The organism is Aeromicrobium sp. (assembly GCF_037719875.1).
Lineage (GTDB): Bacteria > Actinomycetota > Actinomycetes > Propionibacteriales > Nocardioidaceae > Aeromicrobium.
The window spans coordinates 67,691-82,654 of record NZ_JBBJMJ010000002.1; the positions used below are offsets into that span (position 1 = coordinate 67,691).

General features: G+C 68.3%; 17 protein-coding genes and 1 tRNA gene. 12 read left to right on the forward strand and 6 right to left on the reverse strand.

The window, feature by feature from the left end:
• Nucleotides 1-57: 57 nt before the first annotated feature.
• The gene (locus WKF39_RS02960; RefSeq protein ID WP_340385739.1) at nucleotides 58-1,053 is read right to left on the reverse strand and encodes a DNA topoisomerase IB; all 996 of its coding nucleotides are present in this window, start codon (nucleotides 1,051-1,053) and stop codon (nucleotides 58-60) included.
• A gap of 344 nt (nucleotides 1,054-1,397) precedes the next feature.
• Between WKF39_RS02960 and WKF39_RS02965 the strand changes: the two genes are divergently transcribed.
• Nucleotides 1,398-2,768, forward strand: a complete 1,371-nt coding sequence (locus WKF39_RS02965) for an NAD(P)/FAD-dependent oxidoreductase (protein WP_340385740.1) — start codon at nucleotides 1,398-1,400, stop codon at nucleotides 2,766-2,768.
• Nucleotides 2,769-2,779: 11 nt separating this feature from the next.
• Here WKF39_RS02965 and WKF39_RS02970 read toward each other — a convergent pair.
• A tRNA-Arg gene (locus WKF39_RS02970) sits at nucleotides 2,780-2,853 on the reverse strand.
• Nucleotides 2,854-2,908: 55 nt separating this feature from the next.
• Here WKF39_RS02970 and WKF39_RS02975 point away from each other — a divergent pair.
• From WKF39_RS02975 to WKF39_RS02990, 4 genes are all read left to right on the forward strand, one after another.
• Nucleotides 2,909-3,904 carry a PHB depolymerase family esterase gene (locus WKF39_RS02975; protein WP_340385741.1) on the forward strand — a complete coding sequence of 332 codons (996 nt, stop codon included), beginning with the start codon at nucleotides 2,909-2,911 and terminating at the stop codon, nucleotides 3,902-3,904.
• Nucleotides 3,905-3,913: 9 nt separating this feature from the next.
• Nucleotides 3,914-4,708, forward strand: a complete 795-nt coding sequence (locus WKF39_RS02980) for an HAD-IIA family hydrolase (protein ID WP_340385742.1) — start codon at nucleotides 3,914-3,916, stop codon at nucleotides 4,706-4,708.
• Nucleotides 4,709-4,824: 116 nt separating this feature from the next.
• Nucleotides 4,825-5,727: an NAD(P)-dependent oxidoreductase gene (locus WKF39_RS02985; protein WP_340385743.1), complete on the forward strand. Its 903-nt coding sequence runs from the start codon at nucleotides 4,825-4,827 to the stop codon at nucleotides 5,725-5,727.
• The gene (locus WKF39_RS02990; protein WP_340385744.1) at nucleotides 5,708-5,899 is read left to right on the forward strand and encodes a hypothetical protein; all 192 of its coding nucleotides are present in this window, start codon (nucleotides 5,708-5,710) and stop codon (nucleotides 5,897-5,899) included. Before WKF39_RS02985 ends, WKF39_RS02990 begins: the two co-directional genes overlap by 20 nt.
• 42 nt (nucleotides 5,900-5,941) lie before the next feature.
• On the opposite strand, the gene mscL is transcribed toward WKF39_RS02990, so the two are convergent.
• From mscL to WKF39_RS03005, 3 genes are all read right to left on the reverse strand, one after another.
• On the reverse strand, nucleotides 5,942-6,334 hold the full coding sequence (gene mscL, locus WKF39_RS02995) for a large conductance mechanosensitive channel protein MscL (protein WP_340385745.1): 393 nt from the start codon (nucleotides 6,332-6,334) through the stop codon (nucleotides 5,942-5,944).
• A gap of 66 nt (nucleotides 6,335-6,400) precedes the next feature.
• The gene (locus WKF39_RS03000) at nucleotides 6,401-6,994 is read right to left on the reverse strand and encodes an SAF domain-containing protein (RefSeq protein WP_340385746.1); all 594 of its coding nucleotides are present in this window, start codon (nucleotides 6,992-6,994) and stop codon (nucleotides 6,401-6,403) included.
• Nucleotides 6,995-7,054: 60 nt separating this feature from the next.
• A complete protein-coding gene (locus tag WKF39_RS03005) occupies nucleotides 7,055-7,369 on the reverse strand; it encodes an FmdB family zinc ribbon protein (protein ID WP_340385747.1) in 315 nt (104 codons plus the stop codon).
• Between the two features lie 84 nt (nucleotides 7,370-7,453).
• Here WKF39_RS03005 and WKF39_RS03010 point away from each other — a divergent pair, with 84 nt between their 5' ends.
• Both WKF39_RS03010 and WKF39_RS03015 read left to right on the forward strand, forming a co-directional pair.
• Nucleotides 7,454-8,824 (forward strand): hemolysin family protein, encoded by a 1,371-nt coding sequence (locus tag WKF39_RS03010; RefSeq protein ID WP_340385748.1) that lies wholly within the window; start codon nucleotides 7,454-7,456, stop codon nucleotides 8,822-8,824.
• On the forward strand, nucleotides 8,821-9,876 hold the full coding sequence (locus WKF39_RS03015) for a hemolysin family protein (RefSeq protein ID WP_340385749.1): 1,056 nt from the start codon (nucleotides 8,821-8,823) through the stop codon (nucleotides 9,874-9,876). Before WKF39_RS03010 ends, WKF39_RS03015 begins: the two co-directional genes overlap by 4 nt.
• 23 nt (nucleotides 9,877-9,899) lie before the next feature.
• Here the strand turns inward: WKF39_RS03015 and WKF39_RS03020 are convergent, their stop codons facing one another.
• Nucleotides 9,900-10,460 carry a 5-formyltetrahydrofolate cyclo-ligase gene (locus tag WKF39_RS03020; RefSeq protein ID WP_340385750.1) on the reverse strand — a complete coding sequence of 187 codons (561 nt, stop codon included), beginning with the start codon at nucleotides 10,458-10,460 and terminating at the stop codon, nucleotides 9,900-9,902.
• 23 nt (nucleotides 10,461-10,483) lie between these two features.
• On the opposite strand from WKF39_RS03020, the gene WKF39_RS03025 reads away from it, so the two are divergent.
• From WKF39_RS03025 to WKF39_RS03045, 5 genes are read left to right on the forward strand one after another with little or no spacing between them, the layout of a single operon-like run.
• On the forward strand, nucleotides 10,484-11,854 hold the full coding sequence (locus tag WKF39_RS03025) for a UTP--glucose-1-phosphate uridylyltransferase (RefSeq protein ID WP_340385751.1): 1,371 nt from the start codon (nucleotides 10,484-10,486) through the stop codon (nucleotides 11,852-11,854).
• Between the two features lie 5 nt (nucleotides 11,855-11,859).
• Nucleotides 11,860-13,347, forward strand: coding sequence for a gephyrin-like molybdotransferase Glp (glp, locus tag WKF39_RS03030; protein WP_340385752.1), 1,488 nt, complete (start codon nucleotides 11,860-11,862; stop codon nucleotides 13,345-13,347).
• A gap of 2 nt (nucleotides 13,348-13,349) precedes the next feature.
• Nucleotides 13,350-13,838, forward strand: a complete 489-nt coding sequence (gene moaC, locus WKF39_RS03035) for a cyclic pyranopterin monophosphate synthase MoaC (RefSeq protein ID WP_340385753.1) — start codon at nucleotides 13,350-13,352, stop codon at nucleotides 13,836-13,838.
• On the forward strand, nucleotides 13,835-14,320 hold the full coding sequence (locus WKF39_RS03040) for a MogA/MoaB family molybdenum cofactor biosynthesis protein (RefSeq protein ID WP_340385754.1): 486 nt from the start codon (nucleotides 13,835-13,837) through the stop codon (nucleotides 14,318-14,320). The genes moaC and WKF39_RS03040 overlap by 4 nt, the downstream gene beginning before the upstream one ends.
• A 50-nt stretch (nucleotides 14,321-14,370) precedes the next feature.
• A complete protein-coding gene (locus tag WKF39_RS03045) occupies nucleotides 14,371-14,907 on the forward strand; it encodes a GNAT family protein (RefSeq protein ID WP_340386074.1) in 537 nt (178 codons plus the stop codon).
• Nucleotides 14,908-14,964: the final 57 nt, after the last annotated feature.

Consider the following 14,964-nt stretch of genomic DNA (forward strand, 5'->3'; position numbering starts at 1 on the left):
CTCGCCGACGCGACCGGTGTTTCGCGCGTCGCTCGGGGACCGCGACGAAGCCGTGAGCTAGGCGCGCTTCAGCATCCGCAGCACCTGGCGCTCCAGCGTGCGGCTCGTCCGGGCTCCGGGCGCGATCCGCCGGTGATCGGCACGGACCGTCACCCCGTCCTCGAACAGGTCGATGACCCGCGGATCGACATACGACGAACGAGCGATCGCGGGCGTGTTTCCGAGGTGCTCGGAGACCTCTCGCATCGCCGCGGCCACCGCCTTCTTGCGGCGAGTCGGCGTGCTGCGGTCGCTGCGGGCCAGGGCCAGGGCGGCAATCGTGGTGCCGCGCCACGTGCGGAAGTCCTTGGCGGTGTAGTGCTCGCCGAGCAGCCCCTTGACGTAGGCGTTGACGTCGTCGGCGCCCAGGCCGTGCCACCTGCGCTCCTTCTTGTATGCCAACAGCTGATCGCCCCCGCCGCGCCGCCGCCTGAGCACCTCGAGCACGGCTCGGACCCGCTCGTCGCGGACCGTGACCTCGACCTCCTGCCCGGACTTCGCGGCGTAGGCGAAGGTCATGCCGCGACCCGAGCCATGCACGTGACGCTTCTGGAGCGTCGTCAGTCCATAGCTGCCGTTCTCCTCGACGTAGCGCTCCGAGCCGATCCGGAACATGCCGAGGTCGAGCAGGCTGAACGCGGTGGCGGCCACTCGCTCGAGGCTGAGCTCCTCGCCACTGAGATCGCGGCGTGACGTGGTCCGGTGTTTGAGCAGCTGGGTGGCGAATCCCTCCATCCGCTCGTACTTCTCCAGGTCGCGCCGCACCCGCCAGTCGGGGTGGTAGATGTACTGTCGCCGGCCGGCGTCGTCGGTGCCGACGGCCTGCAGGTGGCCGTTGTCCACAGCACAGATCCACACCGGGTTCCAGGCCGGCGGGATGACGAGGAGCTTGCACCGCTCGACCTGTTCGGGCTCGAGAGGTCCGCCGTCCTCGTCGAGATAGCGGAACCCACGGCCGTGGCGGACCCGTGCCCAACCGGGCGAGCTGGCGGACGTACGGCGGAGGCGGACCATGGTGAGATCACGCTAGGTGACGGTGAGCGGGCCCGCATGTCGTAGTCTCAGGCGCCATGATGCAAGTGGACTGTGGCCCGGCAATTGCCACGTCCGAACGAGGCCGGTGGGCCAGGCGATCGGCGTCGACGGCGAACACGTTCGATCCCGCGACGACTCCCCTGCCTGCGACGATGCAGGTCGATTGGGTGCGAGCGTGGAAATGAGCGGCTCGCGGACGCCCCCTTTACAGAACGAGATGTGGTCAGGATACTTAAACGAATAGTATTCGTTAAAGCGTGTGCCGCGGGCAACGGATCCCCGCAAGTACTCTGACCCCCTCCTTTCGAAAGCCGGACATCACCATGCAGGAAATTGAATCCGACGTCGTCATCATCGGCGCGGGAGCTTCTGGGCTGAGCGCCGCTGACGCGCTGGTCGCCGATGGCTTCACCGTCACGGTCGTCGAGGCGCGGGATCGCGTCGGCGGCCGCCTCTGGACCGAGGAGATCCAGGGCGTCACCCTGGAGCTCGGTGGCCAATGGGTCTCTCCGGACCAGACTGCGCTGATCGACATGATCGAAGAGCTCGGCCTCGAGACGTACGCGCGCTATCGCGACGGCGACAGCATCTATGTCGCCGAGTCGGGGGCGGTCAGCCGCTTCGAGGAGGACTTCCCGGTACCGGCCTCGACCCAGGACCAGATCCAGGGCCTGATCGAGACGGTGGATGCCCTCGTGGCCGAGATCGACGTCAAGGCGCCCTGGTCACACCCGCGAGCCGCCGAGCTCGACTCGATCAGCTGGCGCGACTGGCTCGCCGAGCAGACCGACGACGTCGAGGCGCGCACCCTGGTCTCGATCTTCGTCGCGGAGGCAATGCTGACCAAGCCGGCGCACACGTTCTCCCTCCTCCAGGCGTTGCTGATGGCGGCTTCGGCCGGCAGCTTCACCCACTTGGTCGACGACGGCTTCCTGCTCGACAAGCGCGTGGTGGGCGGGCTGCAGCAGGTCCCGCTCCGGTTGGCCGCTCGACTGGGCAGCAGTGTGCAGCTCGGACAGGCAGCCCGGCGTGTCGCGTGGGACGACGAGTCGGTCGTCGTCACGACCGACTCGCTCATGGTCAGGGCCAAGCGCGTCATCGTCGCAGTCCCGCCCAATCTGTATGGCCGGCTGTCCTTCGAGCCGGCGCTGCCCGCGGCGCAACACCAGCTCCACCAGCACTTGTCGCTCGGCCTCGTGATCAAGGTGCATGCCGTCTATGACCGACCGTTCTGGCGCGATACGGGTCTCAGCGGAACGGCATTCGGTCCTCACATGACGCTCCACGAGGCCTACGACAACACCTACCTCGGCAGTGAGGGCGGCACGCTGGTCGGCTTCGTCTCCGACACCAGCGCCGACGCGATGATCGCGCTGGAACCGGACGCCCGACGAGAGCACCTCCTCGAATGCCTCGCCACCTACTTCGGCCCCGAGGCCCTCGACCCCGTGGTCTACTTCGAGAGCGACTGGGCCAGCGAGGAGTGGACGCGCGGCGCATACGCGGCAAGCTTCGACATCGGCGGTCTAAGTCGCTACGGGGCGCTGCTTCGCGATCCGGTCGGCCCGATCCACTGGTCGACCAGCGATCTGGCGGCCGAGGGCTACCAGCACGTCGACGGTGCGATCAGGATCGGTCGGGAGACCGCCACCTCGATCGCCTCGCAGCTCGGTGGTGCTACGGGCCCGTCCTGACGCCAACTGGGTGCCCTCGACAGGAATCGAACCTGTGGCCTACCGCTTAGGAGGCGGTCGCTCTATCCGACTGAGCTACGAGGGCGTGAGGACTCAGGTTATCCAGTCGGGGTCGAAGCCCTTACGATCGCCTCTATGTCGTGCCTTCACCACCACCCGTGCTGCGGGCGATCTCGGTGGTGAGAAGGTGGCTGGCACTCGTTGCGATTCTTGCGCTTTCGACGGCCGCGACGGTTGCCTGCGGGCCGGCGGACACGCCGGAGACGAAGGAGACGAAGAGCGCATCGAGCCGCGGGTGCACTCCGGCGCACTCGCTGTCCCCGGGCTCCTCGCAACAGACGCTCGTGGTCGGTGGCCAGAGTCGCAGTTATCTCCTCCGGGTGCCTCCGGGCTATGACGGCTCGGTCCGCACGCCCGTCGTGGTCCTGTTCCATGGTCTCGGGGGAGCGCCGGAGTCCGTGGTCAACACCACGAGCATGGGCGAGCTCGCCGATGACAACACGGCGATCCTGGTGGCCCCGCTGGCTCGCGGGAAGGTCTCGGAGTGGGACTTCCGGTCGCCGATCAGCGAGCCCACGTCCGATCTCGCATTCGTACGCGATCTGGTCGAGGAGCTGGAGTCAGGCGCATGTGTCGATTCCTCGCGGCTCTACGCCGCAGGGTTCTCCAACGGTTCGGCCCTGGCGTTCGCGCTGGCGTGTGACGGGACGACGACGTTCGCCGCCTACGCAGGGGTCTCGGGGCCATACTGGGCCGACTCATGCACCAAGTCGCCGCCGGCTTCTGTCATCTACTTCCACGGGCTGCAGGACAAGGTCGTGGACTATGACGGTGCGGACACCGTGATCGGGCTGCTGCCGCCCGTCAACGAAGCCATGGCGAGCTGGGCCGCCCACGACGCATGTCCTGCGGCGAGCGCCACGACGACGGTGTCCCAGCACGTGCGTCATTTCACCTGGGAGGCATGCCGGGGCGGCTCAGGAGTCGATGTCTATGTCGTCGACAACGGCGGTCACCGCTGGCCCGGCGGCGAGCGGCCCTCACCAGGGCGAGCCTCGGGTGTCACGACCCACGAGATCAATGCCAGTGCCCTCATCTGGGGATTCTTCGATCGCCACGCCCTGGGTGGACAATAGGGGCATGACATGGGAGCCGCGATGACCAAGCCGATCGAGACCTGGCTCACCGACATGGACGGCGTCCTCGTGCACGAGGAAAAGGCGATCCCCGGAGCGGCCGACTTCATCTCCCGGCTCACCTCGACGGGGCGCAAGTTCCTGGTGTTGACCAACAACTCGATCTTCACGCCGCGCGACCTGTGCGCGCGACTTCGTGCCGCCGGTATCGACCTGCCGGAGTCGGCGATCTGGACCTCGGCACTCGCCACCGCGAAGTTCCTGAGCGAGCAGCGTCCCGAGGGCACGGCGTATGTCATCGGTGAGGCCGGCATGACGACGGCCCTGCACAACGTCGGCTACATCATGACGAGCCGCGAGCCCGACTACGTCGTCCTGGGGGAGACCCGGACCTACTCCTTCGAGGCCATCACCCGCGCGATCCAGCTGATCGAGAACGGTGCGCGGTTCATCGCGACCAATCCCGACGCCACCGGCCCCTCGCCCGGCGGTTCGTTGCCCGCGACGGGATCGGTCGCGGCCCTCATCACCAAGGCCACTGGCGTCGAGCCCTACTTCGTCGGCAAGCCCAACCCGTTGATGATGCGCAGTGCGCTCAACCAGATCGAGGGCCACTCCGAGACCACGGTGATGATCGGCGATCGCATGGACACCGATGTGCTGTCGGGGCTCGAGGCCGGACTGCGCACCTTCCTGGTCCTGACTGGATCCACTGCGCCGGGCCAGGTCGAGCGATTCCCGTTCCGTCCGACCCAGGTGTTCGACTCGATCGCGGACATCGTCCCTCTGGTTACCTGCGGGTAACACATTCTCGCCGGGGATTGTTATTCTTTCGTCATCTCCGGCGGGCTCACCCGCTTTGTCCGGGGACTTCCCCCCGGACAGGTTGTGCAGGGGGATCCTCCACCAGGGAGCAATGCGTGAAAGTTTTCCTCACGGGTGCGAGCGGTGTGATGGGCCGATCGTCCATCGACGCTTTACGCCTCGCGGGCCACGACGTGGTTGGGCTGGCCCGTACGTCCAGCAGTGCTGAGCAGGTCGGCGCAGGCGGCGCCGAGCCCTGCTTGGGCGATGTCTTCGATCGCGATGCGCTCATCGCCGGAATGCGGGGGTGTGACGCGGTCGCCAACCTCGCGACGAAGGTCCCGGTCGGACTGGGCGCACTGCGTCCCGGTTCGCTGAAGGCGATCGACCGGATTCGCCTGCACGGCTCGAAGGTCGTGGCGGACGCCGCCCGTGCCGCCGGGGTGGGTCGCATCGTCCAGCAGAGCCTCAGCTTCATGTATGCGGACGGCGACGACGCCTGGATCGATGAGCACAGCGCGGTCGACGTGACCCGCGCCACCGAGCCGGTGGTCGTGGCCGAGGACAACATGAAGACGTTCGCGGCTTCTGGCGGCACAGCGGTCAGCCTTCGGTTCGGGCTCATCACGGGCAACGACCCCAACACGGCGTGGCTGTTCCGCCGGGCGGCTGCCGGCCGGTCGATCGGTCTCGGCACGGAGCGTTCGTGGATGCATGTCATCCATCCGGATGACGTCGGCTCCGCCGTCGTGCACGCACTCACCGCACCCGGAGGGGTCTACAACGTCGGCGCCGAGCCGGTGCAGCGTCGCGACTACGTCGATGCGATCGCGCTGGCGGCCGGACATCGATCCGGGCACTTCCTCCCCGGCTGGATCCTGCGGCTCGGCGGCGAGAAGCTCGAGATTCTCACGCGTTCGCAACGGGTGAGCTCGCAGCTCTTCAGCGACAGGACGGGCTGGCATCCCTATCACCCCAAGCTCACACCGGACTGGTTCGATGACCTCGTCCGAGTCTGACCCGGTCGAGCTGGAGCGCCGCCGGCGTGCCGCCGAGCTGCTCGGCGACCTGCTGCCGACCACCGCGACCGATGAGACCGACGAGGGCTGGAGTGAGAAGCCCGATCGTGACGGGGCGGGGACGTCACGCGACGAGGAATATCTCCGCGACGTCCCACCCCACCATGGCTAGACCGAGGCCGCACGCGGCCGAGGGTACTGCGAGCGGTGGACGCTAGACGGGCGGGCGCTGTTGGTGAGCCAGCGAGTCCCGGATCTCGCGCAGCAGCGCGATGTCCTCGGCAACACCCTCGGGCTCCGGCTCCTTGCCGCGGTCCCGAAGTGCGTTGAGCCTCTTCATCGGCACCACGACCGCGAAGTACACGACCGCCGCAGTGATGACGAACGTGATGCAGGCCGTGATGAAGGCCCCGAAGGTGAACGGCTGACTGTCCACGACCACGGTCATGCCCTTGGGCCCGCCGCCACCGATCAGGCCGAGCAGCGGGTCGATGAATGACTTGGTGAATGCGGCGACCAAAGCGGTGAACGCTGTGCCGATGACGACGGCCACGGCGAGGTCGACGATGTTGCCGCGCAGCAGGAAGTCCTTGAAGCCCTTGATCATGAGTCCCCTTGGGTGGGTGTGGGTCTGTTTGGTGCCTTGAGCCTAGCGAGCGCGCTCCGCCGAGCTCTAGGACGACGTGATGACGCTGAAACGCGCTTCGATTGCGGCGGTTGCGAGCGCCAGGGCGACCTTCTCGGTCGTGACGATGCCAACCGGGACGATGTCGGAGTCGGCGCTCGCCGCCGGCAGTGTCACGACCTGGACGGACCGTGCCGCGACCTCGGCCTTGCTCTCGCCGTCAGGGTCGACGGCAATGATGTCGACGCGATCACCGACCTGGAGGCCGGTCAGGCCATCGGCACGATCGACCCGGACCGTGGTCAGGACGGCATCGTCGGCATATCCGGTCAGGGCCCCGTCCTGCAGGACCCGATAGTCCGTGACCGCCTCACCCGCTCGCATGGGGCCGGCGACCCGCCGGCCGATCGCGTCGCCTCGGCCCAGGGTGCGCGAGGGTCGATCGGCAGGAGGGACCGTGGTCGTACGCACGTCGGCGGCGGTGAGCACGTGTCCACTGCGCAGATCGTGGCGGGCGACGAGGACACGAGTGCCGTCCGGCGACTGGGTGAGTGCTCCGAGCGCGGTCAGGACCGCCAGCCCGGTGAAGACCGCGCCGAGTGTGCGACGGTGCTCGAAGACGAAACGATTGATCCGGTCCATGCCCGGACTCTAGGAAGTTCCGCCGGGCGGCGCTGTGCCCCGTCCACAGGCTCGGAATGGTCAGGCTGCGGAGTCTTTGCCGGCCTTCTTGGCCGGTGCCGGCGCGCTCGGCTTGCTCGAGGAGGAGTCCGACGGCGATGGCGTCGACGTGGAGCTCTCCTTTGCGGCCGGCTTGGCGGCGTCCGCGGAGGTCGAGGTGGGCCGGCTGTCGTTGCGGTAGAAGCCGGAACCCTTGAAGACGACCCCGACGGCGTTGAACACCTTGCGAAGATCGCCTCCGCACGGGGGGCAGACCGTCAGTGCATCGTCGGTGAAGCTCTGCTGGACCTCGAGTGCTTCCCCGCAGTCCTTGCACTGATATTGGTACTTCGGCACGTCTTGCTCCCGCTCGGTTGATGGTGCACGCCAAGGGTACAGTTGCCGGACCGTGACCGATCCAGTCCCACCCGGAGCCCAGTGATGACCGAATGGCTGCTCCTGGCCACGTCATTCCTCCTGATGCTCGCTTGCGGTGTCTTTGTCGCGGCCGAGTTCTCCTTCGTCACGGTCGACCGCGCCACGATCGAGCGCGAGGCCGAGGCAGGCGACAAGGGTGCACAGGGCACGCTCCTCGCGCTGCGATCGCTCTCGACCCAGCTGAGCGGCGCACAGCTCGGCATCACGATCACCAACCTCGTGATCGGCTTCCTCGCCGAACCCGCGATCGGCGGGCTCCTGCACGATCCTTTGGAGGCGCTGGGTCTCGACGACGGAGCCGTGCGGGGGTTCTCCTACGCCATCGCGGTCGTGCTCAGCACGGTCGTGACGATGTTGGTCGGCGAGCTCGTGCCCAAGAACCTCGCGCTCGCCCTGCCACGCCAGACCGCCGCGCGTACGCAGCTGTTGCAGCGGCTGTTCACCAAGGCCATGGCATGGCCGATCCGCCTGCTCAACGGCCTCGCCAACTCGATACTCCGCGCACTCGGGGTCGAGCCGCAGGAGGAGCTCCGCTCGGCCCGATCGCCCGTCGAGCTGCGGTCACTCGTGCTGCGGTCGGCTCAGCAAGGTGCGATCGATGACGAGACGGCAGATCTGGTCGCCCGCAGCATCGCTTTCGGCAGCCGCACCGCCGCCGACGTGCGGACGCCCCGTGTCCGGGTCCATTTCGTTGAGGGCCGCGACACGGCGTTCGACGTCATCGAGGCGGCCCGGCAGACCGGCCACTCCCGATTCCCGGTCATCGGCAGGAGCCCTGACGACGTGCTCGGCATCGTGCACGTCAAGCAGGCTGTCAGCGTCGAGCCTGATCGGCGCCGCAACGTACGCGTCTCCGACATCGCCGACCCCGCGACGATCGTGCCGGACAGCATCGAGCTGGACCCTTTGCTCTCGCTGCTGCGTGAGCAGGGCATGCAGATGGCCGTCGTGGTCGACGAGTACGGCGGGACGGACGGGGTCGTGACGCTCGAGGATCTCGTCGAGGAGATCGTGGGGGACATCGCCGATGAGCACGACCGGCTCTCGGCCCGCAGCCGGCACCGGAGGGACGGCACGTGGTCACTGTCGGGGCTGTTGCGTCCCGACGAGGTCGAGGAGCAGACCGGTCTGGCCCTCCCGGAGAACGAGGACTACGAGACGATCGCCGGGCTGATCCAGTTCGAGCTCGGTCACATCGGGGCACGTGGAGATGTGGTGACGCTGACCCTCGACCGCGGCCACGATCACGCGGAGGAAGAAGCCGAGCCACTGATCGTGAAGCTGACGATCGAGCGCATGGAGGGCCGACGCATCGACCGGGTCTCGCTGACGGTCCAGGACGCCGGTGCCGTCGCTGCTCGGGGGGACACGTGAGCGACTACGCCGGAGTGCTCCTGACATTCGTCCTGCTGGCGCTCAACGCGCTGTTCGTGGCGGCCGAGTTCGCGCTGATCTCGGCCCGCCGGACGCAGCTCGAGCCGCGGGTCGCGGCCGGGTCACGCCCCGCGAGGATGGCGTTGCGGGCGATCGAGAACATCACCCAGGTCATGGCCGCAGCCCAGCTCGGCATCACGATCTGCTCGGTGGGCCTCGGCGCTGTCGGTGAGCCGGCGATCGCGCACCTCATGGAGCCGGGGTTCGAGGCACTGTCGGTGCCCGAGGGACTTGTCCACCCGATTTCGTTCGTGATCGCGATGACGATCGTGGTGTTCGCGCATGTCGTGCTCGGCGAGATGGTGCCCAAGAACCTCGCGCTGGTGGGGCCGGACCGGGCCGCACTGGTGCTCGGGCCTTTCATGCTCGGCGTCGTGGTGATCCTCAAGCCGTTCGTCGTGGTCCTCAACGGCGTCGCCAACCTCTTGGTGCGCAGGGTGTTTCGCGTCGAGCCCAAGGACGAGGTCTCCTCGACATACACCCACGACGAGGTTGCCGGCCTGGTCGAGGAGTCCCGCCGCGAGGGCTTGCTCGACGAGCACGAGTATGGCCTGGTGTCCGGTGCGCTGGACTTCTACGACGGGACCATCGACCGGGTGCTCCTGCCGCGCGCGGGGCTGGTCACGATCCCGCCGAGCGCGACGCCGGTCGATGTCGAGCGCGCCTGCGCGGAGACCGGATTCTCGCGGTTCCCGGTGCTTGACGCGAATCACGAGATCGCCGGATATCTCCACATCAAGGACGTCCTCGAGACCGATGACAGGTCGCGTCTCGAGACGATCGCCGACAAGTGGTTGCGGCCCCTCGCGACGGTCACCGCGGGCTCGGGTCTTTATGAGGCGCTCCGCACGATGCAGGCTCGCGGCTCGCACATGGCGCGGGTGGCCGACGAGGCCGGCACCGTGACAGGCGTCATCATGCTCGAGGACGTCCTCGAAGAGCTGGTGGGGGAGATTCGCAGTGGAAGCGCGGCCGACGGCAGACGCGGCTGACCGGAAGCCCCTCGCGGGTGGGTTCAGGGGATGCGGAAGAGACCGTCAGGTGTGACGGCCATGTGCACGGGTATGTCATGGGGCTCGTGCGGCACCTCAGGCAGCAGCTCGTGGGTGAAGACCACGGCACACAGCGGAGCGCGCACGCCCACCAGCGCCCGGTCGTAGTAGCCAGCGCCACGACCCAGCCGGTGGCCGGTATGGTCGACTGCGAGGGCGGGCACGATCACGACGCCGCACGACTCGAGGGCGCCAGCCCCCAGGCGTACGCCGGCGGGCTCCGGGATGCCGAGTGGTCCCGTGACCGATGGCGACGCCGGGTCATAGGCGACCCAGTCGAGGACGTGTCCCGGCAGGCTGATCGGCACGACGACCTCGACCCCGCGGTCGAGCAGGCCGGAGATGAGTGGCCCGGTGCCCGGCTCGGACGGCATCGAGAGATAGCAGGCGACGCGTCTGGCGCGGGCCACGACCGGGACGGCCATGACGTGCAGCGCGATCGCGTCGGCTGCTCCCGCACGCGCTTCGGGGGTCATGGCGCGTCGGCGGGCCAGCAGGTCGTCGCGCGCCTGTGCCTTCGTCACGCGCTGACGCTAACGTATGTGCGATGTCGGGTTTGGTGAAAGCGCAGCAGCGAATGACTGACGTCGGCGTGCCCCAGCACGCGATCGATGTCTTCTCCTCCTTCTATGCCCAGCTCGAGCAGGGTGAGACCGGGATGATCCGCGAGTCCGACGTCGAACCTCTGGACGGCCTCGACCACGCCGGGTCGATCGAGCTGAGTGACGAGGAGTGCAGGGCCGCCGCGGCCGTCACTGCGGTCATCAAGCTCAACGGCGGTCTCGGCACCTCGATGGGTCTCGACCGCGCGAAGACCCTGCTGCCCGTGCGCCCCGACCTCACCTTCCTCGATGTCATCGTCGGCCAGGTCCGGCACCTGCGCGAGTCCCTCGACGTGCGCATGCCGCTGTTGTTCATGAACAGCTTCCGCACCCGGGACGACACGTTGTCGGCCCTGGCGAAGCATGGCGACCTCGCCGTCGAGGGGTTGCCGATCGACTTCCTGCAGAATCGTGAGCCCAAGCTGCGGGCCGACGACTTGACCCCGGTCGACTGGCCGGCCGATCCCAGCCTGGAGTGGTGCCCGCCAGGACATGGCGACCTCTACACCGCACTCGAGGTCTCAGGCATCCTCGACGCCCTGATCGATGCCGGATTCCGCTACGCCACGGTGTCCAACGCCGACAACCTCGGCGCGGCTCCCGATGTGGCGATGATGGGTTGGTTCGCGGCGTCGGGTGCGCCCTATGCCGCCGAGGTCTGCCGGCGTACGCCTGCCGATGTCAAGGGCGGGCACATCGTCGTGCGCAAGAGCGATGGGCGGCTGGTCCTGCGCGAGACCGCCCAGACCGCAGCCGAGGACGCCGAGGCGGCGTCCGACCCGGAGCGGCATCGCTACTTCCACACCAACAACTTGTGGCTCGACCTCCGGGTCATGAAGTCATCTCTCGAGCAGCGCGACGGCATCCTCGGACTGCCCTTGATCCGCAACGACAAGACGGTCGACCCCACCGACCCGACGTCGACCAAGGTGGTGCAGATCGAGTCCGCGATGGGGGCGGCGGTCGAGGTGTTCGAGGGAGCCACGGCCATCGAGGTCGACAGGTCGCGATTCCTGCCGGTCAAGACCACGAACGACCTACTGCTCCTGCGCTCAGACGTCTACGGGGTCGGCGAGGACTTCCGCATGCGCGCTCAGGTCGACTCGGCGCCGCTGGTCGATCTCGATCGGCGCTTCTTCTCCACGATCGCCGACTTCGACGCCCGACTCCCCGAGGTCCCGTCGCTGGTCGATGCCCGATCGCTGACCGTCGCGGGTGACTGGCGCTTCGGTCGCGGCGTGGTCGTGCAGGGGGACGTGACGCTGGAGGACACCGGCGCGGCCGAGAGCGTCCCCGCGGGCGCCCGGTTAGGCTGACACGCATGCCCCCAGGAGACACCGACGACGGACCGGAGCAAAGCATGCTGCCGCTCGGCTCGGAGACTCCGCCCGATCCACGTCCCGTCTCCCCACCGACCACCGCCTCCGACAGCGAGGCCACCGAGCAGGTACCGCTTCCCGCGGCTCCGGTGGCTGACCCCGCCGCGGCTCCGGTTGCTGACCCGGCTCCGGCTCCGACGCCCGCACCGGCCGCGGCAGTCGAGACGCCGCCGGCCACGCGACCACGCCCCTCGAGCATCCGCGACGGACTGCTGACAGTCGAGGATCACCTCGAGAAGATTCTTCGCGGCATCGGCCCCCTGGGTGCCTACGACCAGCCCATCGTCGAGTCGCTCGGCCTGCCGCTGCACGAGTCGTTCGTGAGTCCTTCTGACCTGCCGCTGTTCGACAACTCCGCCATGGATGGCTACGCGATACGCGCCCAGGACCTCGCCGGCGCCTCCCGCGAGGAGCCTGCGGTGCTGCCGGTCGTGGGCGAGATCGCTGCCGGTTCGGCGCGACCGTTTGCGATCAGCGCTGGCACCGCCGTCAGGATCATGACCGGAGCGCCGATCCCGCGTGGGGCCGACGCCGTGATCCCCTTCGAGAAGACCGACCGCGGCAACGCCCGCGTCGAGATCTATGAGTCGACGACTCCCGGCGCCTGCATCCGGCGCAAGGGCGGCGACATCGTGGCCGGCGACACCGTGCTCGCCGAGGGCACGGTCCTCGGCCCGCGCGAGATCGGCCTGCTGGCGGCGCTTGGCGCGCCGAGGGTCAAGGCTCGTCCGCGACCTCGCGTCGTGGTGATCTCGACCGGCAGCGAGCTGCGCGAGCCCGGCACCCACCTCGACTACGACTCGATCAACGACGGCAACAGCTACATGCTCGCCGCAGCCGTGCGCGATGCCGGTGCGATCTGTTATCGGGTCGGTGCGGTCGACGACAACCCCAAGACCTTCCGCAAGGTTCTCTCCGACCAGCTCGTGCGGGCCGATCTGGTCGTGACGAGTGGTGGCATCAGCAAGGGCGACCACGACGTCGTCAAGGAGACGCTCTCAGCTCTCGGCACGGTCGACTTCGTCGAGGTCGCGATGCAGCCCGGCAGGCCGCAGGGATTCGGCCGGGTCTTCGACGAGCAGACGCCGATCATCACGCTGCCGGGCAACGCGGTGTCGGCCTACGTCTCGTTCGAGGTCTTCGTGCTGCCCGCCATCCGCCGGATGATGGGTCGCACACCATACCGCCGACCGATGGTCCACGCCGTGCTCGCCTCGGACCTGCGGTCGACTCCCGGCATCCGCCAATACGTCCGCGGGGTCTTCGAGGTCACCCACCGCGGCGCCAAGGTCACCCCGCTGCAGGGCCATGGGTCGCATCTCGTGGGCGCGCTGGCCAAGGCCAATGCGCTGATCATCGTCGGTGAGGACCAGACCGCGCTCAACCTGGGCGACACGGTCCGCACGCTCGTGCTTGATCGGCCGTTCTGACCATGTCCGAGCGGTTGACGCATGTCGACGACTCCGGCGCGGCGCGCATGGTCGACGTGACCGCCAAGGACGTCACGGCTCGCAGCGCCACCGCGCGGGGACGGGTCGAAGTCAGCGCCCGCGTCGTCGAGCTGTTGCGTGGTGAGGGCGTCCCCAAGGGCGATGCGATCGCCACGGCGCGCATCGCGGGGATCATGGCGACCAAGCGGACCCCCGACCTGATCCCGCTGTGCCATCCACTCGCGATCGGCGGGGTCGAGGTCGACCTCGTGGTCAACGACGATGCCGTGACGATCACCGCGACAGTCCGGACCGCCGACCGCACGGGCGTCGAGATGGAGGCGCTCACCGCCGTGAGCGTCGCCGCCCTGACGATCGTCGACATGGTCAAGGCGGTGGACAAACTCGCGCGCATCACCGACATCGAGGTGCTCGCGAAGTCCGGTGGAAAGAGCGGCGACTGGACCCGTCCTCGAGCAGGGCAGGCATGAAGGCAGCTGTCGTCGTCGCGTCCAACCGGGCATCGACCGGTGTCTATGAGGACACGACCGGACCGCTCATCGTCCAGGCCCTGAGGGACTGGGGCTTCGAGGTCGGCGAGCCGGCGGTCGTGGGAGACGGAGCTCCGGTGGCCGAGGCGATTGCTGCCGCCCTTGCCAACGGCGTCGCGGTGGTCCTCTCGACCGGCGGCACGGGCATCAACCCGACGGATCGCACGCCTGAGGCGACTCGCCCCCTGCTCGACCGCGAGCTACCCGGCGTGGCCGAGGCGATCCGCGCCTATGGGGTCGCCCAGGGCGTACCGACGGCGATGCTCTCCCGTGGTGTGGCAGGTGTGGCCGGATCGACCGTCGTCATCAACCTGCCCGGCTCCCGTGGCGGGGTCAAGGACGGTCTGGCCGTGCTCGCCGACGTGCTGCCCCATGCCGTCGACCAGCTCATGGGCGGCGATCATCCCGGCGGTGCCTCCTGAGTGCCGGTTGGCCGGTTGTCCTGCGGCACGGCCACGTCGGCGTACGCCCTCTGCGACGCCGCGACGCCCGAACGTGGTCACGGTTGCGAGCCGACAATGCCGCCTGGCTCGGTCCGTGGGAGGCGACGCTGCCTCGTGGAGGCGGCCAGCCTGCGACCTCCTACGTCGGCATGATCGGCACCTTGCGGCGGCGGGCACGCATGGGTCAGGCCATGCCGTTCGTGCTGACCTGGGACGACGAGATGGTCGGCATGCTGACCGTCAACGGCATCACGTGGGGCTCGGCGCGGTGGGCGGCACTCGGCTACTGGGTCGCCAGCAGTCACGCCGGTCGCTCGATCACACCGACGGCCGTCGCGCTGGTGACGGACCATCTGCTCACGACGGTCGGACTGCACCGGGTCGAGATCTCGATCCGGCCCGAGAACGCCGCGAGCCTGCGAGTCGTCGACAAGCTGGGGTTCACCGAGATCGGCCTGGCCAAGCGATACCTGCACATCGCGGGGGACTGGCGGGATCACCGGGTCTTCCAGCTGCTCGCCGAGGATGTCCCCGGAGGCCTCGTCGCCCGCCTGGATCGCACCTGAAGTTCGACCGATCTTTTTGCCTTTGCGTGGCTCTGGCAGCGCGAACGCACAAAGATC

What these genes read in the sequence shown, in the direction of transcription:
- WKF39_RS02960 (WP_340385739.1), bottom strand. Translation starts at nt 1,053, where the DNA reads ATGGTCCGCCTCCGCCGTACGTCCGCCAGCTCGCCCGGTTGGGCACGG.
- WKF39_RS02965 (WP_340385740.1), top strand. Translation starts at nt 1,398, where the DNA reads ATGCAGGAAATTGAATCCGACGTCGTCATCATCGGCGCGGGAGCTTCT.
- WKF39_RS02980 (WP_340385742.1), top strand. Translation starts at nt 3,914, where the DNA reads ATGGGAGCCGCGATGACCAAGCCGATCGAGACCTGGCTCACCGACATG.
- WKF39_RS02990 (WP_340385744.1), top strand. Translation starts at nt 5,708, where the DNA reads ATGACCTCGTCCGAGTCTGACCCGGTCGAGCTGGAGCGCCGCCGGCGT.
- mscL (WP_340385745.1), bottom strand. Translation starts at nt 6,334, where the DNA reads ATGATCAAGGGCTTCAAGGACTTCCTGCTGCGCGGCAACATCGTCGAC.
- WKF39_RS03000 (WP_340385746.1), bottom strand. Translation starts at nt 6,994, where the DNA reads ATGGACCGGATCAATCGTTTCGTCTTCGAGCACCGTCGCACACTCGGC.
- WKF39_RS03010 (WP_340385748.1), top strand. Translation starts at nt 7,454, where the DNA reads ATGACCGAATGGCTGCTCCTGGCCACGTCATTCCTCCTGATGCTCGCT.
- WKF39_RS03025 (WP_340385751.1), top strand. Translation starts at nt 10,484, where the DNA reads ATGTCGGGTTTGGTGAAAGCGCAGCAGCGAATGACTGACGTCGGCGTG.
- glp (WP_340385752.1), top strand. Translation starts at nt 11,860, where the DNA reads ATGCCCCCAGGAGACACCGACGACGGACCGGAGCAAAGCATGCTGCCG.
- moaC (WP_340385753.1), top strand. Translation starts at nt 13,350, where the DNA reads ATGTCCGAGCGGTTGACGCATGTCGACGACTCCGGCGCGGCGCGCATG.
- WKF39_RS03040 (WP_340385754.1), top strand. Translation starts at nt 13,835, where the DNA reads ATGAAGGCAGCTGTCGTCGTCGCGTCCAACCGGGCATCGACCGGTGTC.